This is a genomic window from Pseudonocardia sp. OZ21, assembly GCF_059359135.1.
Map to the genome: position 1 here is coordinate 163545 of NZ_JCADBN010000010.1, position 21441 is coordinate 184985.

The 21441-nt window shown below is 69.9% G+C and carries 25 protein-coding genes and 3 pseudogenes; 8 read left to right on the forward strand and 20 right to left on the reverse strand.

Annotation, left to right across the window (positions count from 1 at the left end):
- Positions 1-6: 6 nt before the first annotated feature.
- Genes phnK through phnG form a run of 5 tightly spaced genes read right to left on the reverse strand, consistent with a single transcriptional unit; the run spans position 7 to position 3934 of the window.
- Positions 7-786: a phosphonate C-P lyase system protein PhnK gene (phnK, locus tag AC5L35_RS23110; protein ID WP_495061765.1), complete on the reverse strand. Its 780-nt coding sequence runs from the start codon at positions 784-786 to the stop codon at positions 7-9.
- Positions 783-1703, reverse strand: a complete 921-nt coding sequence (locus tag AC5L35_RS23115) for an alpha-D-ribose 1-methylphosphonate 5-phosphate C-P-lyase PhnJ (protein WP_495061766.1) — start codon at positions 1701-1703, stop codon at positions 783-785. The genes phnK and AC5L35_RS23115 overlap by 4 nt, the downstream gene beginning before the upstream one ends.
- Complete coding sequence (locus AC5L35_RS23120; protein ID WP_495061767.1) at positions 1700-2779, reverse strand: carbon-phosphorus lyase complex subunit; 1080 nt, start codon at positions 2777-2779, stop codon at positions 1700-1702. Before AC5L35_RS23120 ends, AC5L35_RS23115 begins: the two co-directional genes overlap by 4 nt.
- 1 nt (position 2780) lies before the next feature.
- Positions 2781-3455, reverse strand: coding sequence for a phosphonate C-P lyase system protein PhnH (gene phnH, locus AC5L35_RS23125; RefSeq protein ID WP_495061768.1), 675 nt, complete (start codon positions 3453-3455; stop codon positions 2781-2783).
- On the reverse strand, positions 3452-3934 hold the full coding sequence (gene phnG, locus AC5L35_RS23130; RefSeq protein WP_495061769.1) for a phosphonate C-P lyase system protein PhnG: 483 nt from the start codon (positions 3932-3934) through the stop codon (positions 3452-3454). The genes phnH and phnG overlap by 4 nt, the downstream gene beginning before the upstream one ends.
- Before the next feature lie 145 nt (positions 3935-4079).
- Between phnG and phnF the strand changes: the two genes are divergently transcribed.
- On the forward strand, positions 4080-4856 hold the full coding sequence (gene phnF, locus AC5L35_RS23135; RefSeq protein WP_495061770.1) for a phosphonate metabolism transcriptional regulator PhnF: 777 nt from the start codon (positions 4080-4082) through the stop codon (positions 4854-4856).
- Positions 4857-4922: 66 nt separating this feature from the next.
- Here the strand turns inward: phnF and AC5L35_RS23140 are convergent, their stop codons facing one another.
- From AC5L35_RS23140 to AC5L35_RS23170, 7 genes and pseudogenes are all read right to left on the reverse strand, one after another.
- Positions 4923-5414, reverse strand: a complete 492-nt coding sequence (locus tag AC5L35_RS23140; RefSeq protein WP_495061771.1) for an SRPBCC family protein — start codon at positions 5412-5414, stop codon at positions 4923-4925.
- A gap of 661 nt (positions 5415-6075) precedes the next feature.
- Positions 6076-6624 carry a VOC family protein gene (locus tag AC5L35_RS23145; RefSeq protein ID WP_495061772.1) on the reverse strand — a complete coding sequence of 183 codons (549 nt, stop codon included), beginning with the start codon at positions 6622-6624 and terminating at the stop codon, positions 6076-6078.
- A gap of 142 nt (positions 6625-6766) precedes the next feature.
- On the reverse strand, positions 6767-6988 hold the full coding sequence (locus AC5L35_RS23150) for a hypothetical protein (RefSeq protein WP_495061773.1): 222 nt from the start codon (positions 6986-6988) through the stop codon (positions 6767-6769).
- 78 nt (positions 6989-7066) lie between these two features.
- Positions 7067-7270, reverse strand: a complete 204-nt coding sequence (locus AC5L35_RS23155; protein ID WP_495061774.1) for a VOC family protein — start codon at positions 7268-7270, stop codon at positions 7067-7069.
- 179 nt (positions 7271-7449) lie between these two features.
- Complete coding sequence (locus AC5L35_RS23160) at positions 7450-8466, reverse strand: alpha/beta hydrolase (RefSeq protein ID WP_495061909.1); 1017 nt, start codon at positions 8464-8466, stop codon at positions 7450-7452.
- A gap of 121 nt (positions 8467-8587) precedes the next feature.
- A pseudogene (locus AC5L35_RS23165) lies at positions 8588-8938 on the reverse strand (nuclear transport factor 2 family protein); the annotation flags it as partial.
- Positions 8821-9367 (reverse strand): annotated as a pseudogene (locus AC5L35_RS23170) (NADPH-dependent FMN reductase). The pseudogenes AC5L35_RS23170 and AC5L35_RS23165, both read right to left, overlap by 118 nt.
- 224 nt (positions 9368-9591) lie before the next feature.
- Here AC5L35_RS23170 and AC5L35_RS23175 point away from each other — a divergent pair.
- On the forward strand, positions 9592-10002 hold the full coding sequence (locus tag AC5L35_RS23175; RefSeq protein ID WP_495061775.1) for a MarR family winged helix-turn-helix transcriptional regulator: 411 nt from the start codon (positions 9592-9594) through the stop codon (positions 10000-10002).
- A gap of 182 nt (positions 10003-10184) precedes the next feature.
- Here AC5L35_RS23175 and AC5L35_RS23180 read toward each other — a convergent pair whose 3' ends face one another.
- The 3 genes and pseudogenes from AC5L35_RS23180 to AC5L35_RS23190 form a co-directional block, all read right to left on the reverse strand.
- Positions 10185-10832, reverse strand: coding sequence for a response regulator transcription factor (locus AC5L35_RS23180; RefSeq protein ID WP_495061902.1), 648 nt, complete (start codon positions 10830-10832; stop codon positions 10185-10187).
- Between the two features lie 367 nt (positions 10833-11199).
- Positions 11200-11676, reverse strand: a pseudogene (locus AC5L35_RS23185) (DUF7134 domain-containing protein); the annotation flags it as partial.
- A complete protein-coding gene (locus tag AC5L35_RS23190; protein WP_495061776.1) occupies positions 11673-12932 on the reverse strand; it encodes a DUF418 domain-containing protein in 1260 nt (419 codons plus the stop codon). The gene AC5L35_RS23190 and the pseudogene AC5L35_RS23185, both read right to left, overlap by 4 nt.
- Positions 12933-13043: 111 nt before the next feature.
- On the opposite strand from AC5L35_RS23190, the gene AC5L35_RS23195 reads away from it, so the two are divergent.
- Positions 13044-14189 (forward strand): VanZ family protein, encoded by a 1146-nt coding sequence (locus AC5L35_RS23195; RefSeq protein WP_495061777.1) that lies wholly within the window; start codon positions 13044-13046, stop codon positions 14187-14189.
- Positions 14190-14460: 271 nt separating this feature from the next.
- On the forward strand, positions 14461-14994 hold the full coding sequence (locus AC5L35_RS23200) for a pyridoxamine 5'-phosphate oxidase family protein (protein ID WP_495061778.1): 534 nt from the start codon (positions 14461-14463) through the stop codon (positions 14992-14994).
- Between the two features lie 268 nt (positions 14995-15262).
- Here AC5L35_RS23200 and AC5L35_RS23205 read toward each other — a convergent pair whose 3' ends face one another.
- From AC5L35_RS23205 to AC5L35_RS23220, 4 genes are all read right to left on the reverse strand, one after another.
- A complete protein-coding gene (locus AC5L35_RS23205) occupies positions 15263-16042 on the reverse strand; it encodes a GMC family oxidoreductase N-terminal domain-containing protein (protein ID WP_495061779.1) in 780 nt (259 codons plus the stop codon).
- 5 nt (positions 16043-16047) lie between these two features.
- Positions 16048-16479 carry a MarR family winged helix-turn-helix transcriptional regulator gene (locus AC5L35_RS23210; protein WP_495061780.1) on the reverse strand — a complete coding sequence of 144 codons (432 nt, stop codon included), beginning with the start codon at positions 16477-16479 and terminating at the stop codon, positions 16048-16050.
- Between the two features lie 128 nt (positions 16480-16607).
- Entirely contained in the window at positions 16608-16871 is a 264-nt protein-coding gene (locus tag AC5L35_RS23215; RefSeq protein WP_495061781.1) for a hypothetical protein, read from the reverse strand.
- Positions 16868-17473, reverse strand: a complete 606-nt coding sequence (locus AC5L35_RS23220; protein ID WP_495061782.1) for a hydantoinase/oxoprolinase N-terminal domain-containing protein — start codon at positions 17471-17473, stop codon at positions 16868-16870. Before AC5L35_RS23220 ends, AC5L35_RS23215 begins: the two co-directional genes overlap by 4 nt.
- 304 nt (positions 17474-17777) lie before the next feature.
- On the opposite strand from AC5L35_RS23220, the gene AC5L35_RS23225 reads away from it, so the two are divergent.
- The 4 genes from AC5L35_RS23225 (at position 17778) to AC5L35_RS23240 (ending at position 19801) form a co-directional block, all read left to right on the forward strand.
- A complete protein-coding gene (locus AC5L35_RS23225; RefSeq protein WP_495061783.1) occupies positions 17778-17993 on the forward strand; it encodes a hypothetical protein in 216 nt (71 codons plus the stop codon).
- Between the two features lie 20 nt (positions 17994-18013).
- On the forward strand, positions 18014-18739 hold the full coding sequence (locus tag AC5L35_RS23230) for an LLM class flavin-dependent oxidoreductase (RefSeq protein ID WP_495061903.1): 726 nt from the start codon (positions 18014-18016) through the stop codon (positions 18737-18739).
- A 70-nt stretch (positions 18740-18809) separates the two neighbouring features.
- Positions 18810-19367 (forward strand): dihydrofolate reductase family protein, encoded by a 558-nt coding sequence (locus AC5L35_RS23235; RefSeq protein WP_495061784.1) that lies wholly within the window; start codon positions 18810-18812, stop codon positions 19365-19367.
- 134 nt (positions 19368-19501) lie between these two features.
- The gene (locus AC5L35_RS23240) at positions 19502-19801 is read left to right on the forward strand and encodes a hypothetical protein (protein ID WP_495061785.1); all 300 of its coding nucleotides are present in this window, start codon (positions 19502-19504) and stop codon (positions 19799-19801) included.
- On the opposite strand, the gene AC5L35_RS23245 is transcribed toward AC5L35_RS23240, so the two are convergent.
- Positions 19790-21424: an efflux RND transporter periplasmic adaptor subunit gene (locus tag AC5L35_RS23245; RefSeq protein ID WP_495061786.1), complete on the reverse strand. Its 1635-nt coding sequence runs from the start codon at positions 21422-21424 to the stop codon at positions 19790-19792. The genes AC5L35_RS23240 and AC5L35_RS23245 overlap by 12 nt on opposite strands.
- Positions 21425-21441: the final 17 nt, after the last annotated feature.

A 21441-nucleotide genomic window follows, 5' to 3' on the forward strand; every position in this document is an offset into this window, starting at 1 on the left:
GGCGGATCACCCTTGCAGGACCGAGGAGACGAGCAGTTGCGTGTACGCGGCGTGCGGATCGTCGAGCACGCGATCGGTGAGACCGGACTCGATGACGCGGCCGTCCTTCATGACGAGCGTGCGGTGCGAGATGAGCCGCGCGACGGCGAGGTCGTGGGTGACGACGACGACCGCGAGGCCGAGGTCGGAGACCAGGCTGCGGATCAGGTCGAGCAGGCGCGCCTGCACCGACACGTCCAGGCCGCTGGTCGGCTCGTCCATGAACACCAGCCGCGGTGAGACCACCAGGTTGCGGGCGATCTGCAGCCGCTGCCGCATGCCCCCGGAGAAGGTCGACGGGTGGTCGTCGATCCGGTCGGCGGGGATCTCGACGCGCTCGAGCCACTGGGCCGCGGCCTCGCGGATGCGGCCGTAGTGGCGCCAGCCGTTGGCCATCAGCGGCTCGCCGACGTTGCCGCCCGCGCTGACGTGCATACGCAGGCCGTCGGCCGGATCCTGGTGCACGAAGCCCCACTCACTGCGCCACAACCGCCGCACGGAGCTCTCCGACAACCCCGCGAGCTCGACCGGCAGGCCGTCGGCCATGCGGTAGCGGATGTTCCCCTCGGTCAGCTCGAGCCGCTGCGACAGCGTGCCGAGCAGCGTCGACTTGCCCGATCCCGACTCGCCCACGACGGCGAGCACCTCGCCCGGCCAGAGATCGAAGTCCACGTCCCGGCATCCGTACCGCAGGCCGTAGCGGTGGCCGGCGCCACGCACCTCCAACAGCGGACGTTCGTCGGTCATGCGATCGCCTTCGTGTTCGGCGTGGCGGTGTTCGGACTTGTGGCGGTCGACGTGGTGGAGGTCGACGTGGTGGCGTCCGGCGCAGCCGCGGTCCGCTCGCAGTGGTCGGTGTCGGAGCAGACGAACATCGAGCCTCCGGCGTCGTCGGTGATGACCTCGTCGAGGTAGCCGCCGGTCGAGCCGCAGATCGCGCAGGGATCGTCGAACCGCTGCGGCTCGAACGGGAAGTCCTCGAAGCCGAGGCTCTCGACGCTCGTGAACGGGGGCACGGCGTAGATGCGCTTCTCGCGGCCGGCACCGAACAGCTGCAGCGCCGGGTTCATGTGCATCTTGGGGTTGTCGAAGCTCGGGATCGGTGACGGCGCCATCAGGTAGCGGCCGCCGACGAGCACCGGGTAGTCGTAGGTCTTGGCGATGTGCCCGAAGCGGGCGATGTCCTCGTAGAGCTTGACGAACATGAGCCCGTACTCCTCGAGCGCGTGCAGGCGGCGGGTCTCCGTCTCGCGCGGCTCGAGGAACCGGAGCGGCTCGGGCACCGGCACCTGGTAGACGATCACCTGTCCCTCTGCCAGCGGGGTTTCGGGGATGCGATGGCGGGTCTGGACGATGGTCGCCTCGTCGGTTCGCGTCGTGGTCTCGACGTGGGCGACGGACCTGAAGAAGTTCCGGATCGAGACGGCGTTCGTCGTGTCGTCCGCGCCCTGGTCGATGACCTTGAGGACGTCCTGCTCGCCGATGATGGCGGCCGTGACCTGCACGCCTCCGGTGCCCCAGCCGCGCGGCATCGGCACCTCGCGGCTGGCGAACGGCACCTGGAAGCCGGGGATCGCGACGGCCTTCAGCAGGGCCCGGCGGATCATCCGTTTGGTCTGCTCGTCGAGGTAGCCGATGTTGTAGCCGACCAGATCGGCGGTCATGCGCGCGACTCCTTGAACTCCTCGTTCAGGCGGCGGACCAGCATCAGCTCGGCCTGGAAGTCGACGTAGTGCGGCAGCTTCAGGTGCTCCACGAATCCGGTGGCCTGCACGTTGTCGCTGTGGCTGAGGACGAACTCCTCGTCCTGGACAGGGGAGACGACGCGCTCGTCGAACTCCGCACTGCGCAGCGCCCGGTCGACGATCGACATCGACATCGCCTTGCGCTCGCTGCGGCCGAAGGCGAGGCCGTAGCCGCGGGTGAACTGCGCGGGCGTCTCGGCGCTGCCGGTGAACTGGTTGACCATCTGGCACTCGGTGATCTCGATGCGCCCCAGTGGAACGCCGAAGCCCAACTCGGGAGCGTCGAACTCGACCTCCACCTCGCCCACCCGGACTTCCCCGGCGAAGGGGTGTGTGTTGCCGAAACCGCGCTGGCTCGAGTAGGCGAGGCCGAGTAGGAAGCCCTCGTCGCCGCGCGCCAGCGACTGGAGCCGCTCCGCCCGGCTCATCGGGAAGACCGGCGGCTCGCGGGTGAGGTCGCCCGGCTGCGTCGCGTCCTGGTCGGGGTGGGCATCCGGTTCGATCAGCGCGCTGGAGCCCAGCAGGTCGGCCACGCGGGGCATGGCCGGATCCTCGCCATCGACCCCGTCGGACGCGTGCCGATCGGGAGTGGCCGCACCGGCGGCGGAGAACAGCCGGTGCGTGTAGTCGAACGTCGCTCCGAGCTGCTGCCCGCCGGGAAGATCCTTGAAAGTGGCGGAGATTCGCCGCTGCGGGGGCAGCCCGGACGTGTCGATGGCGCAGGTGTAACCGAAGCGCGGCAAGGTGGTGCGGTAGGAGCGCACCAGGGTGACGGCCTCGAGGACGTCACCCTGCGCCTGCAAAAGCGCGCGTGCCGCGAGCTGCGGATCGTAGAGCGAGCCCTCGGTCATGACCCGGGAGACGAGGACCCCGAACTGGCCCTCGACCTGCGCCGGGTCGACCACGGGCAGGTGCGGGTGACCGCGGCCCTGCTCGGCCAGGAGCGCGTGCGCGTTCGCGATGGCGCGCTCCCCGCCCTTCACGGCGACGTACATGTCATGCCTCCTGTGCGGGACGGGTTGACGCGGAAGGAGCTGACGCGGAACCGATCGGTGCGGGGTCGACGGCGTGCAGTCGGGTGGTGCGCGGCAGTGCGGCGATGGCGTCCTCGTCGACCAGCAGGAGATCGACGCCGCGGGGGAAGGTTGCGGTGTTCGCGGTCCACTGCGGGAGGAACTCCGCGTCGGCCCACGGGGCGGCGAAACCGGTCGCGCCGTCGATGCCGGGGCCTGCCGCACGGAACCGGGCCGTGCCGGTGCATCCGCGGACGTCGAGCAGGACGGTTGCCGAGCGGTGCGGTGCCTCGTCGGTGCCGCGCCGGAGCTGGGCCAGTGGGGGCAGTGAGCGTGGATCGGCGATGACGAACTGCGCGTCGGCCGGCTCCGCGACGAGCCGCGTTCCGGTGTGGAAGCCCAGCCAGGCGGCGCACTCCGCGTCGGCGCCGAGGCTGCCCCCGAGCCAGGTGGAGCAGTCCTCGTCGAGCAGGGTCAGCGCCACAGCGGCGAGGCCGCGGCCCAGCGCCGCCGGCGCGCGGGCGGGACCGTTCAGCGGGTAGGAGCGCGTGGGATGCGCGAGCGCGTCGAGCACGGCCCGGAACGCGCGCTGGGCGTCGCGGGTCGGGTCGGCGAACCCGGGGGCCGGAATCGCGGGCGCGCCCGCCGGGCCGGTCACGCGTGTTCCCGTGCAACGGTGAAGAAGTCCACACGGGTGCTGCGGGCGTCGCGGCGACGGCGCTCGTCGCGTTCGGCCCGGGTGCGCGCCAGCGGTGCGACGACCTCGGCCAGTACCCGGTCGTGCAGGTCGGGGTCGACCAGCAGGCCGTCGAAGACCGCCGCCAGCTGCGCGTGCTCGAGGTCGGTCCCGAGCACGTAGGAGATGCCGAGCACGTCGGACCGAAGGGCCTCGCCGTGCAGATGCACGGTGGCCCGGGCGACGGTGGCCTCGCCCAGGTTGAACCGCGCACCGCCCGCGTCGATCCGGCCTCGCACCATCACCAGCCCGATCTCCGGGCCACGGATCCGGCGCACCTCGGGTTTGGGCTGCCAGTCCTGCCAGGCCGCCGCGAGGTCGGCAGGATCGGCGAGCGCGAGCGTCCGCATCCACTTCTGCCGGGCAGCGGTAGCCGGTGCGGCCGTGGTGGTCGCGCGCATCCGCAGCCTCCCTTCCTGAGAGTCAAGTTGTCTACTTATCTAGATAACTTGAACGGTAGCCCGCCCTGGCGCCGCACAGCCCGCGGCGAGGTGAACTCTCCGGGAACGGACCGAAACGGTCGGGCGGGGTCGGTAGAGTGCCCGAGTGGGTACGCGGAGATCGCCCAGCGGCTACTCGGCGTGGCGGTTGATCGCCGACGAGCTGCGCGGCGAGATCGTCGGCGGCTCACTGCCCCCCGGCTCGAAACTGGCGTCGGAGACGGAGCTCGCCCTCCGGTTCGCCGTGCACCGCCACACGGTGCGGCAGGCCGTCGCCGCGCTTGCGGCCGATCACCTCGTCGTCGCCCGCCGGGGCAGCGGCACCTTCGTGGCGGAGCACGCCGTGCTGGTGCACCGCATCGGCCTGCGCACCCGCCTGACCGACAGCCTGGGGCCGCGCGGCGCGGCCGCCTCCGGGAAGCTGCTCGAGTCGGCGACCGAAACCGACCCGCCTCCCGACGTCGTCGAACGCCTCCGCCTCGCAGGCCGCCCTGCCCTCCGGCTCGAGGTGGTGAGGTCCGTGGACGGCCTGCCGATCGCGCGAGGGACCGCCTGGCTGGTCGCGGACCGCGTGCCCGGCCTCGTCGAGCACTACGGGCCCGACGGCTCGATCACCGCAGCGCTGCGTGCCGTCGGCATCCACGACTACGTGCGAACCTCCACCACGATCGCCGGGCGCGCGGCAACCACCGCCGAAGCGATCGAGCTCGAGCTTCCCGCCGGATCGATGGTGCTCGTCGTGCGGGCGCTCAACACGCTTCCCGACTCCACGCCCTTGCTCTACAACATCACACGCTTTGCAGCCGATCGGGTCGAGCTCGACGTGCAGCACGGGGACACGGCCGCCGATGCCCTGCCGCAGGCGTGGCCGGAGTCCGACTGACAGCGAGAAGGGCGGGCCAGGATCGCGGCGACGGGGGAAGAGTGCGAATCAGCTCCCAGAAGATGGTCAGACCTTCGCTTCGCGGACGTCCGTTCCCTGCTCGGCGAACGCCTTGAAGTCCTGCATGTGCTGTTGCGACTGCTTGCGGAAGGCACCGCGCATGAGAGGCCCTGCCAGTCGCATCGGCAAGCTGCTGAACCGGTATTCGTTCTCTTGCGCCCAGAGGGTCGCTCCCGGACCGGCTTCAGTGAGTCGGTCGCGCACGGCGCTCCACATGCCCTTGGCGACGATTTCGCGGTCGAAGTGGACGACGCTGTCTCTCGGGATCCCGTGCAGGTTCGCCGGTTCTCTGCGCGTGATGGTCTCGGTGCACTCCATCTTCTGCTGTCCCATCTGCAGCACGACGCGCGATTCGGTACCGACCTGCCCGTGCATGCCACTCAGCGGTTCGTGCAGCACCATGCCGCGCAGCCACTTCGGCAGCTGTGCGGGGTCGGCGAGCAGCTGGGCCACCCGCTCCCGCGGCAGGGCGATCTCGATCGAGACGGTGAGCTTCATGGCGGAGTGCTCCAGGTTCCTTGTGGAAGAGGCACGGTAGCGACATTGCTTATATTCGGTGTCGCGGTCCGGATGCGCGGGGCCCGGACCTCGTCGGCCACGACAACCTCGCCCGCGACTGCTGTCTGCGCCCGGCCCGGTGCTCGGCGTTGGGGGAACGCGGCACTGCCTCAGCGCGCCGGGGCGGGGACCACCACCAGCGAGATCGGGCCGGCCCGGCCTTCACCCGCGCCCAGCCGTACACACCCGGCCACGGTCGAGTGGGCGAGCTGTACCCCCGGGCTTGCGCGAGGGGAACACCAGCCCATCGCGGCCCATCGCCGAATGCTCGCGCAGGTGCGCCTTCAGATCAGGGATCAGATGCGGCGGGATGTTCACCTGACGCACCACCCGCCTCGCTCTTCGGGCCCTCTACGGATCGACCCTTCTCCCCGGTGCGCACCACACCCCGGGTGATGTTCGGCTACAAGGCGTCCGCGGAGCACTTCACGCCGCGACAGCTCGTGGAGTCCGCGGGATGGCCGGGCGTCGAGGGCACGAGGTGCCGCCCGACGCACGGCCGATCACCACCGGGATGCGCCGGGGTCTGGTCCCGCGCGGCCGATGCGGGGCAGGGCCGGCCATCAGCCCCATGGGAACGTCGGCCGCAGATGGTTCTGCCCTATGCCTTGGCAGCGATCGTCGCGAGGCGGTCTTTCTCGAGCTCGGCTATCGCGTCCTCGTCCATGTACAGCACCGCGAGGGGCATTGTGGCGCGGTACTGCAGCGTCCGGTCGTCCTCGTTGAAGGCGCGGGTGAAGACGGAGTACTCCAACGCCAGGCCGTTGATCGGGTCGAAGAAGTAGATCGACTTGCACCAGTCGTGGTCCATGACCGGGGTGACCTTGACCTTCTTGGCGACCAGGTTCTCGCGAATCTTGTCGAGGTTGTCGAGCGTCTCCGCGTCGAACGCGAGGTGGTAGAAGGAATTGGGAACCCCGAGTTGCTTGTTGATGCCCGTGTCCCAGTCGGAGATCCCGGGGATTTCCCTGGGCTCCACAAAGGCGATCAGCTCACCCCTTCCAGTATCGAGAAAGATGTGGCGCAGTATGCCGCCCTCGTTGATCTCGAAGTCGTCGTACCGAACGGTGCTGAACCCCATGACGTCCTCGTAGAAGGCCTTGGTGCCCTCCATGTCCTTCGTGGCGAGACCGATGTGATGGTAAGGCATGACGCCTTTCCTTTCTGTTGACGTGACGCGTCTGTCTGTTCGACGCGTTCCTTCTGGTTGTGCGGGTTCGTGTCGCGACGCCGCCTGACGTGTGCCGTTGAGCCCCCGGGCGGCGTAGGAGCGTAAGAGCCGGCCGAGAAGCTCAACCCTTCTGGGCGAGGGTCGCCATCCGAGATTCCTCGACGGCCTTCTCACCGTCGGGGTCGACCTCGAGGACGGAGAAGGGTCCAGTGAACCGGTACTGCAGGGTCCGGTCGTCCTCGTTGAAGGCGCGGACGTACGTGCAGTACTCCAGGGAAAGGCCGTTGATCGGGTCGAAGAAGTAGATCGACTTGCACCAGTCGTGGTCGATCGCGTCGGTCACGGTTATGCCCCAGTTGTCCAGGTTTGCGCGGACACGCTCGAGGCCCTTGTTGATACCGGTGTCGAAGTCCTCCGGGATCTAGGCGACGTCGGTCGCCTCGAGGAAGGAGGCGAGTTGGCCGTTGCCGGCGTCCATGAACAGATGGCGCATCTCACCGCCTTCGGTGATCCCGAACCGGTCGTTGCGCACGGTCTCGAAACCCAGGACGTTCTCGTAGAAGGTTTTTGTGGCCTCCATGTCCCTGGTGGCGAAACCGATGTGGTGAAAACCGTGAATAGTCATCGCGATGTACTCCTTGTGGGATGGAATGATCTCGCACGATCACGTGGATCATCTCTGGGCGGCCGACTCAGCGAGTGGGGTAGCGCTCGCGTAGCCAGGTGAGGACGGCCTCGGTCGCTTTGGTCTTGCCGGAGCCGCCGACGCCGTAGTGGTCGCCGTCGAGGTGGCGGAGCACCTTGTCATCGGCGCCGGAGTTCTTTGTAGATGGCCTCCGCGTCCTCGGGGAAAATGGCGTTGTCGCCGGCGTAGTTCAGGACATACGTCGGAATCGTGACCGTGGCGATGGTGTCGACGAGCGAAGCCCGTGACGACGGCCCTGACCACGTGGACAGCCAACCCTCGGGCGTCATGCAGTGCGCGAAGTAGCCGCGCTGATAGTTCTGCACGTCCGGGCGCGGGCCCAGCAGCGAGCCCACGGAGCGCTGGGACGGATGCAGCGACAGGTCGCAGCTGGCCGGGTCGGCGTCGGTGCGGTTGATCAGCATGTACCGGCCGACCGCGGCTCGACGCTCGATGGCGATCTGCTCCTCGAGCGGGAGCGCGGCGAACCACGGCTGCGCTGCCATCGCCGTGAAGAGGCGGTTCTCGGCGATCTGCTGGTGGGCGATGGCGTCGAGGCGCGCCACCCGCGCCCGCTGGGCGGTCCGGTACTCGTCGACGAAGGCCGCGCTGTAGCGGCTGGTTTCCGGGGGCCGGCGGAACCCGTTCGCCGAGTTGTACATGTCGAACACGGGGTCGCACGACATCGGGTCTGACTCGTCGGTGACCGACGGGTCGATCACGTTCATGAAGAACTTGCCCTCGCCGACGTGGGCGGCGAGCAGGAGCAGGCCGTCGGCCGGCGGGAGGTCGAACGCGTTGAGGTCGTACGGCGTCCCGCCCGGCGTGTGGGTCGGACGGTGGGGCGCTGGGGTCTCGGCCATCGCCTGGTAGAAGCTGAAGAGGCTGCCCCCGCCGCTGTTGCCCAGCAGCACAACTTTCTCGTAGCCGGCGCGGCGCAGCAGACGGACCCCCTCGGCGATGTCGGCCAGCACCGCCTCGTGCAGGCAGTCCTCATCGTTGTTGAAGTAGCGGCTCTTGCCGGCCAGGACCGCGTAACCGGCGTCGAGCAACGCGGGCACCAGATAATGAGAGCTGACATCGGAGCGCGGGTGCATCATCAGCACCGCGGTCTGCTCGCCACCGATGCTGTACATGATGGCTCGCGCGTGTCCGCCGTCTTGTCCGACCAGTCGAACGATCTGCTGGTTGACGTCCCTCGTGGTCTCGATTGTCGGTGGACACCTGCGCGGTCAGATCCCTCGTGCGTCGTTGTGCGATCAGCCAGCAGTCGTCGGCGGATCGAGCGAACTGGTCCGTGACGGCAGAGATGCGTCGGGGGATGCCGTCCGCGGTGCCATCGGAATCCGCCAGCACATATGTGACGATCACGGAGCTGGCCGTAGCCGAGTCCGGCCCCGTCACCTGCACCGTCGTCGTACCGGTGGTGTGTAGGGTGCGGCGGCCGCTCGGGCGGCCAGTGAGTGCCGATCGCACGCTCTCCCTCCCGGTCACGGGCGGGCCGCCCATCTCGACGCTGCAGTTCTCGGTGAATAATCGCGCCGCGTCGTCGGGCCGGCCGTCGTCGACGGCCCGGCAGAATGCGACCAGCACGTCCCGGCAGGCCAGTTCTGTGAGCACATCTGTAAGGGTCCGGCGGCGCGCGCCGGCAGGGTCGTGAACCTCGTCCCCGGTGCTTGACATCGTTGACTCTCTCCAATATCTGCGCCGTGTGGTGGCACGAAGCCTGCGGATATTTTGTTCCACTCGGCGTGCAGGCAGTCGATCGCGTTCTTCAGTACTCCGGAGGAGGAGTGGTTGTACTCAGGGGTGACGAGGACGAATCCGCCGTAGGAGCCGATCCTCTCCGTCCACGCCTTGGTGTGCTCACCGGCGTATTGCCCGAGCGACGGTGGCTTCGTCCAGGTGCGGCAGCGGATACTCGGCGAGGTCGACCAGCTCGTAGTCGGCGGCAGTGCGTGATTTCGCTTGTTCGACGACCCAGTCGGCGACCGGCTTCCCGTTACGTCCGGGTCGGGACCTCCCGAGGATGAGCACGATCTTCAACTCAGTGCGTTCCTCTCGAAGGCCATCGTCGGGCTGCTCCCGCGGAGCACCCTTCGCACATGAACTTTCAACTCTGGCGTCAGGTTAGGCTCCGTGACGTGAAGATTCAAGTCAGGAGGTAGCATGCTGCGGTGCAGTCACGTGAGACGTCCGAGGGTGGCGAGACGCGGTGGTTGTCCCCCGCCGAGCTGAGGACCTGGCAGGCCCTGACAATCATGATGTTCCGGTTGCCCACGGCACTCGAGGCACAGCTGCGGCGCGAGGCCCGGCTGAGCTTCGTCGAGTACCTCGTCCTCGTCGCGCTGTCCGATACCCCTGAGCGCCGGATGCGGATGAGCGAGCTGGCGCTCCTCGCAAACTCAGAGCTGTCCCGCTTGTCGCACTTGGTCGGCAGGTTGGAGAATCGTGGTCTCGTGCGACGTGAGCCGGACCCGACCAACGGTCGCTACACACAGGCGATCCTGACCGATACCGGTTACGCACACCTGGTCGAAGCTGCGCCGGCACATATCGCCCGGGTGCGTGAGCTGGTCTTCGACGTCATCGACCCGTCCACCCTTGGCGATCTGCGGGCTGCCGCCGAAGCGATCGTCAGCCGCATCGACGATGACCTGGGGGCGGACTGAGCAGCGCGGCGCCGGGTGTCTTTGATGTGAGTGAGCGTCTTCGGTCAACAGGTGATGGACGACCTCCTGAGGTCCAGCTTCTCGTCCGGCTGTGCCCGGAACGCACGGACACCCAGCGACCGTGCGGCGAAGGCGTGGCGCCCGCGGGCGCGGCCCGCCGCTCGGCTCCCGTTCCGAAGCGGTCAGTGCGCCAGACCAGTGCGGAACGCGAGCACCACGGCCTGCACCCGGTCGCGCGAGCCGGTCTTGGCCAGGATGTTGCCCACGTGCGTCTTCACGGTCGTCTCGGCGACGAAGTGCGCCGCGGCGATCTCGGCGTTGGTGGCGCCGCGAGCCATGAGGATGAGCACCTCCCGCTCCCTCGGGGTGAGGGCGTCGATACGCGCGGCGTCGCCGCGGTCCGGCTGCGGCGACGCCGCGAGCAGTGGTGCCGCCTGGCGCAGCAGCCGCCGGGTGGAGATGGGATCGACGACGGCGTCGCCGCGGTGCACACTGCGCACCGCGTCGACCATGAACTCGGGTGTGACGTCCTTGAGCAGGAAGCCGCTCGCGCCGGCGGCGATCGCGGCCGACACCGAGGAGTCCAGGTCGAACGTGGTCAGCACGATCACCCTGGTGTCGGGGTGGTGGGCGACGACGCGGCGGGTGGCCTCGACGCCGTCGACGCGGGGCATCCGGATGTCCATGAGGACGACGTCTGCGGGCCGGTCGGCGAGCATGGCGAGCACCTCGTCGCCGTCGGCGGCCTCCGCGACCACCGTGATGCCGGGCTGGGCGTCGAGCACCATCCTGAAACCCGCGCGGACGAGGTCCTGGTCGTCGACCACCATCACGCGCACCGGCCCTTCGCTCACGCCGGTCGAGCCTAAGTGATCGCCCTCGACCCGATGGGAGGGCGTTCGCGGGAGGGCGTGGGCAGGGCGGTGGCGTAGGGCAGGCGAAGGCGCACCGCGAAGCCGCGTCCGTGCGGGCCCGTCTCAACGGAGCCCCCGTGCGCTCCGACCCGTTCGCGCATGCCCTGCAGCCCGTGTCCGCCCAGACTGTCCGCGATGGGCGGGCCACGATGTCGTGCATCTCCCGGGCGATCCGGGCCCGTTCGGCCATCCGGGCGAGCCGCGCCTGGGTTGCCTGCTCGGCCTCCAGCAGGCGGGCGCGTTCGCGCAGGTGCTCGACGTTGCGCCGGCCGGCCCGCCGCAGCGTCCCGCCCAGCCAGACGGTGACGGCCAGCACCGCCGCCACGACGAGCACCGAGCGAACGGCGAGAGGCGCAGCCGGCCCGCTCCGGAGGGTCATGACCAGCAGCATCAGCCCGGCGCCCGCCACCGAGACGACCGCGGCGGCGACGCCCGACCACCGAGGCCCGTACGCCGCCAGCGTGTATACCGTCACGAGCACCGCCACCACGACGATCCCGGGGGTCGAGCCGGTGAGGATCGTGGCAACGCCCACGCCGGCCACCACCAGGCCCACGGTCACCGGCCGGACCCTGCGGGCCACCAGCGCGGCGCAGGTCACGACGGTGAGCACGACGTCGAGGCCGGTGCGCGCCAGCTGCAGGGTCGGCAGAGCCGAGATCGCGGCGATCACGGCGTCCACTGCCATCGGGTGCGCCCGCAGCCAGGCTGCCAGCCGGTCGACGGCGGGAGCGGGCGCCACCGGGTGCGGACGTGTCATTCCCGATCTCTACCCGAGCGTCCGGCGCGCGTCGAGACCGTGTGCAGCACCCACTCCACCGGTCCACGCCCGACCAACCGACGCCAGGCGAGGGCGAGCAGGATCGCGACGACGACGAAGAGCGCCGTCGCGAGCCAGGGCCGCTGTTGTTGCCAGGTCGGCACTGCGGCGGTCAGCAGGGCCATCACCGCGATGTGACCGGCGTAGATGGTGGCAGCCATGGCGCCGGCCGCGGCCAGCGGCCATTCGAGCGCCGCCGCCACCCGGCCGCGCTCGGCGAGTGCCAGGCACAGCGCGAGCACCGCGACGGCGACCCCGGTGGAACCTATGACCTCGAAGGTCGTACCGCTGTGCGGCGTGTCCACCAGCAGGAAGGCCGGCGTCAAGGTGCCCGACGTGCCCAAGCTCGAGCTCGTCGTCAGCTCGACGAGCTGCTCCGGCGACAGGTGCACCTGCGTGGCCAGCGGCGCCAACGCGGCGAACAACGCCTCCCGGCCGCCGAGGACGTCGACCGCGAGCCACGAACCGCCGTACCCGAGCACGGCGGCTGCCACCCCGACGATCGCGAGCCGCGCGCGCACGGCCGTGCTCCGCAGGTCGAGCCGACCGATCGCCAGCCCGGCCAGCACGAACGGCATCCACGTCGCGACCGGATAGGTCCCGGTCAGCAGCAGCCGCAGCACGGCGTCGCCCGCCGCGCCCCACGAGGTGAAGTCCACCGGCGTGACCGTGCCGCCCAGTTCGCCCGTGTGGATCTTGGTACGCAGCAGGAACGAAACCTGCGGGCCCACGAGCGCCCATCCCGACGCCCACGCCAGCAGCGCACCGGGCCGCAGCCACAGCAGGGGCAGGGCCAGGGCGAACAGCACGGCGTAGTAGCTGAGAATGACGATCGGGCCGCTGCTGATCGCGGCGAGGGCCACGCCGAGCACGAACAGCAACACCGCCCGCACGGCGATGCGTGTCCGGTCCCGCTCCTCCCGCGTCCCCGCCCGGTGCTCGGCCAGCCCTCGGCCGCCACCACTGAGCAGACCCAGCGACACCCCGGCCAGCACCGCGAACAAGATCGCCGAGCGCCCTTCGGCGATGTCGAACACCGTCTCGCCCACGCCTCCGCCGCGCGCTGCCCCGCCGGCAACAACGTGGACCACGACCATCCCGATCACCGCGAGCCCGCGTGCCGCGTCGACACCTCTGAGGCGCCCGTCCTGCCTCGCGCCCCGGCTCGTCGCGGCCGGCACCATCGTCTCCGTCACGGCGTCGAGCCTGATCCCCGCGCCGCCGCCGGACATCGCCCCGCGGTCGGAGATCTTTTTCCTCCCGTGGTGGGAGGTGGCGCCGCGGCAGTGGCTGTCACAGTCCTCCCGGTGAACGTGCGGATCTTGCCCGGGGTGATCGCCATCGGCGTCGGCGCGATACTGGTCGTCGCTGCCTTCGTGCCCTACGTGGCCCGCAGCTACCGCAGGCGCGGTGAGCTCGGGCCGGGGCACGCCCTGCTCGCCGCCGCGACGCTGGTCTGCACGCTGGGTGTGGTCGCCTACACCCTGCTGCCCCTGCCGGACGTCGACGCCGGGTTCTGCTCGAGCCGGATCGCCGCCGCCGGAGCCCAGCTGCACCCGCTGCAGTTCCTGACCGACATCCACACCGACCAGGTGCGAACGGGCCTCCGCGGGCTCCTGGGCAACCCGGCGCTGCAGCAGGTCGCGTTCAACGTGGCGCTGTTCGTGCCGCTCGGGGCGCTGCTGCGGCACCTGGGCCGCCGATCGGTGGTGGCCACAGCGCTCGCCGGGTTCGCGGTGTCGCTGTTCATCGAGTTCACCCAGCTCACCGGCAACTGGTTCCTCTACCCGTGTCCCTACCGGCTGTTCGACGTCGACGACCTCATCGCGAACACCGCGGGCACGGTCGTCGGGGCGCTCGTCGCCCCGGTGCTGCGGGGAGTGCCCGGACAGCGCGGTGACAGAGCCGCCCCGGGCGCGCCCCGGCCGGTCACCACGGGTCGGCGACTGCTCGGGGTGCTGTGCGACCTGCTCGGGCTCTGGCTCGTGGCCGGGCTCGTCGCCGCCCTGGTCGGCGCTCTGTCGCTCGCGCTGGGCGGGGATTTCGGGCCCGGCTCCGGGGAGGCCGGCGGTCCCGCGACGGGCGTCACCTGGCTCGGGTGGCTGGCGCTGTTCGTCGTGCTGCCGATGCTGGGCCATGGCGGGACGCTCGGGCAGCGGGCCGTGCTGCTGCAGCCGGCTCTCCTCGACGGCGGGCGCCCCGCACGGACTCGACTGCTGCTCCGCAGCCTGGCCGGGACGGGCGGTTTCCTGCTGCTGCAGAACGCCGGCGGGGGCCCGGCCGCCATCGCCGTGCTGTGGGGGCTGGTCAGCCTGGTGGGGATCGTGCGCAGCCGGGAGCACCGCGGCATCGGCGGCCGGTGGACCGGCACCGTGCTGGCGGACCGGCGGTCACTCGCGGGGCATGGCGCGCGCGCCGAGGGGGAGCGCCCCCCGGGCCGCGTCCGCCGTTAGGCGCCGGTGCGCCGGCGCTTCCACATCCGGCCGGATTCGCCCGTGAGCAGCGCGACGAGGTCGGCTACTTCACCGTGAGAAGCTGCGGGAGAGGCTCTCCGGCAGGGGAATACCGCTGGATTCGACTGAGTGACCAAGTGAGTGACAACCGGTGCGCACATCGCCAGACCTCAATGGCCGTGTGCGGACGACGACGGCGACTCCAGCTCCGGGGGAAGATCCACGCGATTCGAGGACAGGACCTGTCAGGTTCAGGTGTCACGCTCGTGGCGTGTACGAAACCGAACCGGAGCTCCGGGACCTGCAAACCCTCATCGACACCTCGCGCGGACGCGCGACAGCGCACCTGCAGTCGATCATCACCGGTGAGCGAAGCCTGACCGCCGAGCAGCTGGTGCGCGTGCTCACCGGCATGTGCGTCCTCGTGCTCTCCACGGTCACCGCGCAGGGCGAGCCGCGCGTCAGTGCCGTCGACGGGCACCTGCTGCACGGTCGCTGGGTGTTCGGCACGAGCCCGGGAGCGGCGAAGGCGCGGCACCTGCGGGCGCGGCCCGCCGCGAGCGTCGCGCACCTGCGGGGGGAGGAGCTCGGCGTCTTCGTCCACGGCGTCGTCGAGATCCTCAACCCGGTGGACGGTCCCGTCCACCCCGACTGGCCGGCGACCCACGAGTACCTGCACGCGTTCTACGGCGACGAGTCGTTCGACTGGTCCAACGTCGTCTACTACCAGCTCGAGCCGACGTGGATGACCGTCTACGCCGCCGACCCGGAACGGCTCCTCTCCGGGGCGACGCGGGCGTCCTAGGCGCGGTGCAGCGCCGGGCACGCATGGCACCGATAGGGAATCTGGCAGCTAATAGCGGCGGCATTGTCTGGTCTCAGCTGATCTGTCATACGGGCGCAGCGTCGCACGGGCGCGCGTGTTCAGAGATCGGGCACCCCGACCACGGTCGAACCGAACGACCGGAGCTCGAAGACGTGGGCGCTCTCAGCGGCCGTGGGACAGTTGCCGTCATGGCGGCTGGAGTGACGCCGGGACGCGAGGTTGTGCTGGAGACGGCTCCGGCTGCTGCTCAGACCGTGGCGGGCGACCGAGGCTGCCGTCCAGCGTCAGCTGTGGACCGAACGGGACCCACGAGTGCCGCCGCACCGTCGATAGACGCCGAGGGACGCCCCACGGTCGCGGAGATCGGACAGTCAATCCGCACGTCCTTGGGGTCACGGCTGCGCAGCGCGACGGAGCCGATCGAGTCGGGCTGCGTGACGGCGGTCGCGAGCACGATCGCTCCCCCCGTCGGGCTGATGCTCGGGTCGGCGAGGTGGGTCGCCGAGATGTGCAGATCGAGCTCGTCACCGACGGCCTCGCCGCTTCGCGTCCACACGATGGCGCCTGCTGCGGGCGGCATCGCGTTCGCACCCGCCTTCAGTGTGAAGATGTTGTAGTAGAAGGGGTGGTCCTGGAACCGGCGGCCGACGGGCAGGTCGCTCACGACCTCGATGCCGAGCCGTCCGAGGTCTGCGGCCGGGCCGATCCCGGAGCGCATCAGGATCCCCGCGCTTCCGTAGGTGCCGGCGGAGAGGATCACCTGGCCTGCCCGCAGCACCTGCCCGTCGAGCGTGACGATCCCGGCGGTGGCCGTTCCGTCGAACAGCACACGGTCGACCGTCGTCCTGCCCCGCATCGTGAGGTTGGGCCGCCCACGGACCTCAGCGGTCAGGTAGACCAGGCCGGTGTTCTGCCGTTCCTCATTGACGACGTTCAGCGGGTACGGGGTCACGCCGTTCTGCTTCGTGCCGGCCCGCCGCGGTTGGACCTGAGAGAGTATCCGTCCTGGTTGCCTGCGGATGTCCACATCGGCTACTGCCGGCCACGGCGACGACCCAGGTCGTTGTTCAGGCGTTCCAGAAGGAGGGCGAGCGCGTGCAGGTCCGGCTCTGCCCAGCAGCGGAGCAACTTCTCGAGATCGCTGTACCGGGCGGAGCGGACGCGGTGAACCATCTCCATTCCGCCTCGGGTAAGGGCGATGATCACTGCGCGTGGATCACGTGGGGCGGGCCGACCGGAAATCAAGCCTGCGGCGCTGAGGCGGCCGATCCGCCGGCTGACAGTCGATTTGGTGACTCCGAGATGTCTGCTGATCTCGCTGAGCTCAAGCGATCCGTCCCGTTCCAACAGGGCGAGCAGGGGATAGGTGTACCGATCGACCGCTTCATCAGCGTCGCCGCACGGCCACACCGCCTCCGGCTCGCGGTGCATCAGCGTCGAGATCTCCCGTTCCACCCTGCTCACGGCGTCACCACCTCGGCCCGCGGGGGATCCCGGCTCATGCGGCGCGCCTCGCGCGCCGCACGCCGCTTGCTGTGGTGCCCGCGAAGACACTTCTCTTCGTCTCCCTCGTTCTCTCCCTCCTCCGGTGCTCAGCCCGCGCGGGACGCAACCCAGTCCAGCGTTGCGGAGCGCCACGGCGGCCAGTGGTCGTCCGCCGTGGGCACGTCCGTGGCCAGGTGGTGGAAGCAGTCCTGGCACTTCGTCACCATCCGCAGCCCGATGTGGTTGGCCACCCGGTAGCGCCGGACGTCCGTCGACCCGCACTTCGGGCAGGTCTCGTCGACGGGCGTGCGCTCGACAAAGATCTTGCCCTCGGCGGGCGGCTGGAAGAGGAGACGGTCGACGCCGCTCATGCCGATGCCTCCACGGTGATCCGGGGCAGGCCTGTCCAGTCGAGGGAGCAGGCGCTGGGCACCGTCCAGCTCCCGTTGGCCCGGTCCCGCGCCAGGATGGCGCGGCGTTCCCTGGTGGCGTCCTCGTCGATGGCGCCGCCGTCGATGACGACACCGAATGCCTTCTCGACGAACCTGGCGCTGTAGACACCGTCCTCGACGTCGAGCAGCACCTTGGCGGTGGCCCGCTTCAGCGGGTCGCCCCAGCCGGAGTTGATGCCCCGGTCCCGCACCTCGCGGGCAATCGTGCGGACCTGGTCCTCGTCGAGCGCGCGGATCTCGGCGCCGTCGGAACCGACGCGCTCGCGCGCGCCGTAGCGGTCCCGGCGGCGGACGAGCGGGTGCGCCTGGTGGGGCCGCATCCATGTCGGGTCGTACAGCGTGGGGCCGAACGCGCGGTCCATGCGGCCCAGGTCCAGCAGGTCCCGGTGGCCCGCCGTGGCCAGTAGGGCGGTCTTCGCGCCCTGCCGGCTCAGCACGGCGTTGATGCCGGTCGTGTGGCCGTGGACGATCTCGTCGATCTGAGCGATCGGAATGCCGCTGCCGCGTACGGCCTCGAGCACGCCCTCTTCCTGACGGGGGCGGGTCGTGAGGACCTTGAGTCGCGAATCTCTCCGGATTTCCGGTTCACCGCCACCAGGTCGGTGAAGGTGCCACCGACGTCGATCCCCATCCACCAGCGTTCGTCCGATGTCATCGCACTCCCTCTCACCGCTTTCCAGCAAAGCATGCGAGGGGCCCTCGCCTTGAATCTTTTGTGATAGTTACCACACATTGAAGGCGATCGGATGGACGTTTCGGGGTTGAATGTGCGACATTTTCTCCGCAAGGTTGCAGGGGCAGCCCGGAGTGGGAAACATCGGGCCCGTGAATAACATGCCGGGGATCCGGTCGACTGCGGAGTTCCTGTCGAATACGGGCGCAGCCCCGTACCCAGCCCCGTCGTGGGCGGCGTGGGAGCTGTTCAACAGCATCGACGCGATGGACGTCGCGGCGGTGGTCGAAATGTTCGCCGAAGCCGCCGCTATGCGTTTCGCCAACACCGAACGCGTCGTGGGCAGGCCAGGGGTGCGGCAGGCCTGATCCAGGACTTCCGGGTGTTCATGGACCCCTCGTCACTGTCACGACGGAGACATGACGCGACGACGCCGTCCTGTTCCGGGCCGCGCCCGCAGGCGGTGTTGGTCTCGTCCGTATTCACGCCGGAGGATTTCTCGTGCCGTTCGGCTACGCCATTTGCACTCAGAACTACTGGGACTGGAAGCGCTTCGGAGCACCACTTCAGCCCCTACCTCATGACGCCGTCGCCGATCCAGGTGTTGAGTCACCTGGCCGGCCGCACCAAGAACGCCGACGTCGGGTCCGCCGTGATCGTCCTTCCGCGGCAGGATCCGGTGCGGTTGACCGAAGAGGTCGCGATGATGGACATCATGCTGGGTGGTCGCCTGCTCTTCCTCGGCTTCGGCCGGGGCGCCTCCGCAGACGAGTTCGACGGGCTACGGATTCCGATGAGTCAATCGCGTGCACGGTTCGCTGAATGCTTGGAGATCATCCGCCGGGGCCTCGAACAGGTGGCGCCAGCGTCCGCGAACACCCGGCCGACCCGAACTTGCAGGTCGGGCAGCTGGCGCGGCGGCACAACGTGTCGTGGGTTCTCGGCCGCGGCCGCCAGGTCGGCGTTGTCGCCGCTCTGCTGCACGCCCGCGGTCGCGACGTCACCGCGGTCGACGACGACGTCGCCAACGCAGCCGGTGCCGCGTCCCGCTGGTCAGCCGCGCCGTCGTGACGAGCGCGGCGTGACATCGCATCTGACGCGCTCGAGCCGATGAGTTCCGGGTCGTGCGCAGGTCCCAGCCCGTAGGACCGCTCGCAGACGCGCTCGTACCCGAAAAGAGACGCATGGCAAAGCTCATCTACTCGATGATCACCTCCCTCGACGGCTACGCCGAGGCTGCGGAGGGCGACCTCGGCACCGGGGCCGACGACCAGGAGGTGCACACCTTCATCAACGACCTCTTCCGCCCCGTCGGCACGTACCTCTACGGCCGACGGATCTACGAGACGATGGTCTACTGGGAGACCGCGCACACCGAGCCCGACCAGCCGCCGCACATCCTGCAGTACGCCCGCGACTGGCAGGCCGCGGAGAAGATCGTGTACTCCACGACGCTGGAGTCGGTGTCCAGCGCGAAGACCAGGATCGAGCGGACCTTCGACCCGGACGCGGTGCGCAAGCTCAAGGCCGAGGCGGATCACGACCTCACCGTCGACGGTCCGAACCTCGCGGCCCAGGCGATCGCGGCCGGTCTGGTGGACGAGTACCACCTGTTCATCACCACGAGCGTGGTCGGCGGCGGCAAGCGGTTCTTCCCCGACGGCGTGCGCCTCGATCTCGATCTGGTCGAGGAGCGTGCCTTCGACAGCGGGCTGATCTACGCGCGCTACCGAACCCGTTGAGTCGCACCGGTTGGTGACGCTGCCGCGGCTCGCGCTTGTACCCGTGTTGCCCGTCTGATTCAGCGATTCGGGAGCTGGATGCCGGCACCACTGTGCGTTGGACTCGCTGTCGCCGCGAGGCCAACATTCGAACCATGGCGGACACCGAGACCACCGACCTCCTCCGGCTGCTGCGGCGGTTCGGCGTCCAGTCGCTCGCGCTGGCCGCGGTCGCCGTGCTGGTCGGCTACACCACTGTGGGGATCCGTGACCGCCGACATCTCGCCCCGCGCGGCCACCACGTCCGCGACGATCCGGTGCGCCAGCGGCATCAGCGCCCGCCCCGCCTCGGTCAGCGTCACCCTGCGGGTGGTCCGCTCGAACAGCGGCGTCCCCAGGTCGTTGCTGCAGGGAGGGAGCGGGCCCCGTCGACGGGTCAGGTATCAGGTGGCTGACTGCCCCTGCGGCAGCATGAGCTCCTGCCCCTCGGTGAGCCCGGAGACCACCTCGGTGTACTCGTCGCCGACGAGCCCGGACTGGAACGGGGTCGGGATCGGCGCACCGTCCGGGCCCCGCACGTCGACGACCAGGCGGCCGGCGTCGGTACGGGTGGCGGCGGACGGCGCCCGCAGCACGTTGTCCACGGACTGCACCATGACGTCGGCCAGTGCGGTCTGCCCGTCGCGCAGGCGGTCGTCGTTCTCGGTGAGCACGACCGTCGCGTAGTAGCGGACGACCCCCGTGGTGGAGTTCCCGGAGGGGGCGATGGCGAGCACCGTGGCCGGTGCCCGCAGGTCCGGGACCGCGTCGACGGTGACCTCGACCCGCTGGTTGGCGGCCACTCGCGCTGCGTCGGACTCCTCGAACGGCACGACGAGCTGGAACGAGTCGATGTTGTTCAGCACGATGAACGCGCCGCCGCCCGGAGCCGGGCCGGCGCCGCCGCCGGCGCCCCCACCCGAGGTGGCGGCGATCTCCGGCAGGGCCGCGGAGCTGCCCGGGGCCAGTGACGTCGTCCCGGACGCCGAGCCGACGTACTCGCCCTGCGCCCCGTTGACGGCCGAGACGACGGCCGCGACCGGAGCGCGGAGCACGGTGTTGTCGACGTCGCGCTGCGCGAGTGCCACCTGGGCCTCCGCGTCACGGACCGCGGCCTCCTGCGCGGAGGTGTCGGCGGGCTTGTCGCTGCCGGCGCCGTCGAGCTCGTTCTGGGCCGAGACGACGCTCTGCTTGGCGTTCTCGATCGACAGCCGCCCCGATGCCTCGTCGACGTTCTGCCGTTCCTTCGCGGTGTCCAGGGCCGTCTCCGAGGACAGGACCACGCGCTTGGCGTCCGTCACCGCCTGCTTGTCGGCCGGGATCCGGTCGCAGGCGGGGTTCGCGACGATGCCGCCACTCTGGTTCGGTTCCATGGCCGGCGCCGAAGATTCCGGCGACCCGCCCATCCCGAGGAGCCCGGACGACGGCTTCTCGGGGGCAGCGGGTGCCTTCGGGGCCGGCGGAGGTGCGGTGGTGGTCTTCGAGGGCCCGGATCCGCACGCCCTCTTGTCGGACTCCAGCCGGTGCTCGGCCTGGTCGAGCACCTTCTGGTCGAACTCGAGCTGCTTCTCGGCCCGGTCCGTGGCGGAGTAGTTGGCGTTGTTCGTGGCGTCGGCCTGGTCCTCGGTGGCGTCGAGGATCCTCTCGGCCTGCTCCAGCGTCGCCTGGGCCGCCTCGATCGAGTTGCCGTTGCGGATCTTGGCCAGCTGTGCCTGCTGCTGGGCGAGCCCGGCCTGGCGCTGCTCGAGGGTCTGGCGCAGGGTGAAGTCGTCGAGGCGGGCCAGCACCTGGCCGGGTTCGACCCGGGTGCCGACGCCGACGAGGACCTCGGCGAGCTTCCCGGCCTGCGGAAAGCCGAGGTTCTGCTCGCTGATCGCCACCAGCGTGCCCGACGCCGACACGGACGTCGCGACCGTGCCCCGATCCACCCGCAGGGTGGGCGGAGGCGGCTGCTCTGCCGTGCACGCGGTTGCGCCGACCACCGCCAGCACGGCGATCGAGAGCGTCACCCGGGTGCGCCGCCGGGTCGTTCGGGACATGAGAGCTCCTGCCATGG

Bases quoted from the DNA above. Each gene is read 5' to 3' on its own strand.
- phnK (WP_495061765.1), bottom strand. From the start codon at position 786: ATGACCGACGAACGTCCGCTGTTGGAGGTGCGTGGCGCCGGCCACCGC.
- AC5L35_RS23115 (WP_495061766.1), bottom strand. From the start codon at position 1,703: ATGACCGCCGATCTGGTCGGCTACAACATCGGCTACCTCGACGAGCAG.
- AC5L35_RS23120 (WP_495061767.1), bottom strand. From the start codon at position 2,779: ATGTACGTCGCCGTGAAGGGCGGGGAGCGCGCCATCGCGAACGCGCAC.
- phnG (WP_495061769.1), bottom strand. From the start codon at position 3,934: ATGCGCGCGACCACCACGGCCGCACCGGCTACCGCTGCCCGGCAGAAG.
- AC5L35_RS23140 (WP_495061771.1), bottom strand. From the start codon at position 5,414: ATGAAGCTCACCGTCTCGATCGAGATCGCCCTGCCGCGGGAGCGGGTG.
- AC5L35_RS23145 (WP_495061772.1), bottom strand. From the start codon at position 6,624: ATGCCTTACCATCACATCGGTCTCGCCACGAAGGACATGGAGGGCACC.
- AC5L35_RS23155 (WP_495061774.1), bottom strand. From the start codon at position 7,270: ATGACTATTCACGGTTTTCACCACATCGGTTTCGCCACCAGGGACATG.
- AC5L35_RS23160 (WP_495061909.1), bottom strand. From the start codon at position 8,466: ATGTACAGCATCGGTGGCGAGCAGACCGCGGTGCTGATGATGCACCCG.
- AC5L35_RS23175 (WP_495061775.1), top strand. From the start codon at position 9,592: ATGATGTTCCGGTTGCCCACGGCACTCGAGGCACAGCTGCGGCGCGAG.
- AC5L35_RS23180 (WP_495061902.1), bottom strand. From the start codon at position 10,832: ATGGTGGTCGACGACCAGGACCTCGTCCGCGCGGGTTTCAGGATGGTG.
- AC5L35_RS23215 (WP_495061781.1), bottom strand. From the start codon at position 16,871: ATGAGCGGCGTCGACCGTCTCCTCTTCCAGCCGCCCGCCGAGGGCAAG.
- AC5L35_RS23230 (WP_495061903.1), top strand. From the start codon at position 18,014: ATGGACCCCTCGTCACTGTCACGACGGAGACATGACGCGACGACGCCG.
- AC5L35_RS23235 (WP_495061784.1), top strand. From the start codon at position 18,810: ATGGCAAAGCTCATCTACTCGATGATCACCTCCCTCGACGGCTACGCC.
- AC5L35_RS23240 (WP_495061785.1), top strand. From the start codon at position 19,502: ATGGCGGACACCGAGACCACCGACCTCCTCCGGCTGCTGCGGCGGTTC.
- AC5L35_RS23245 (WP_495061786.1), bottom strand. From the start codon at position 21,424: ATGTCCCGAACGACCCGGCGGCGCACCCGGGTGACGCTCTCGATCGCC.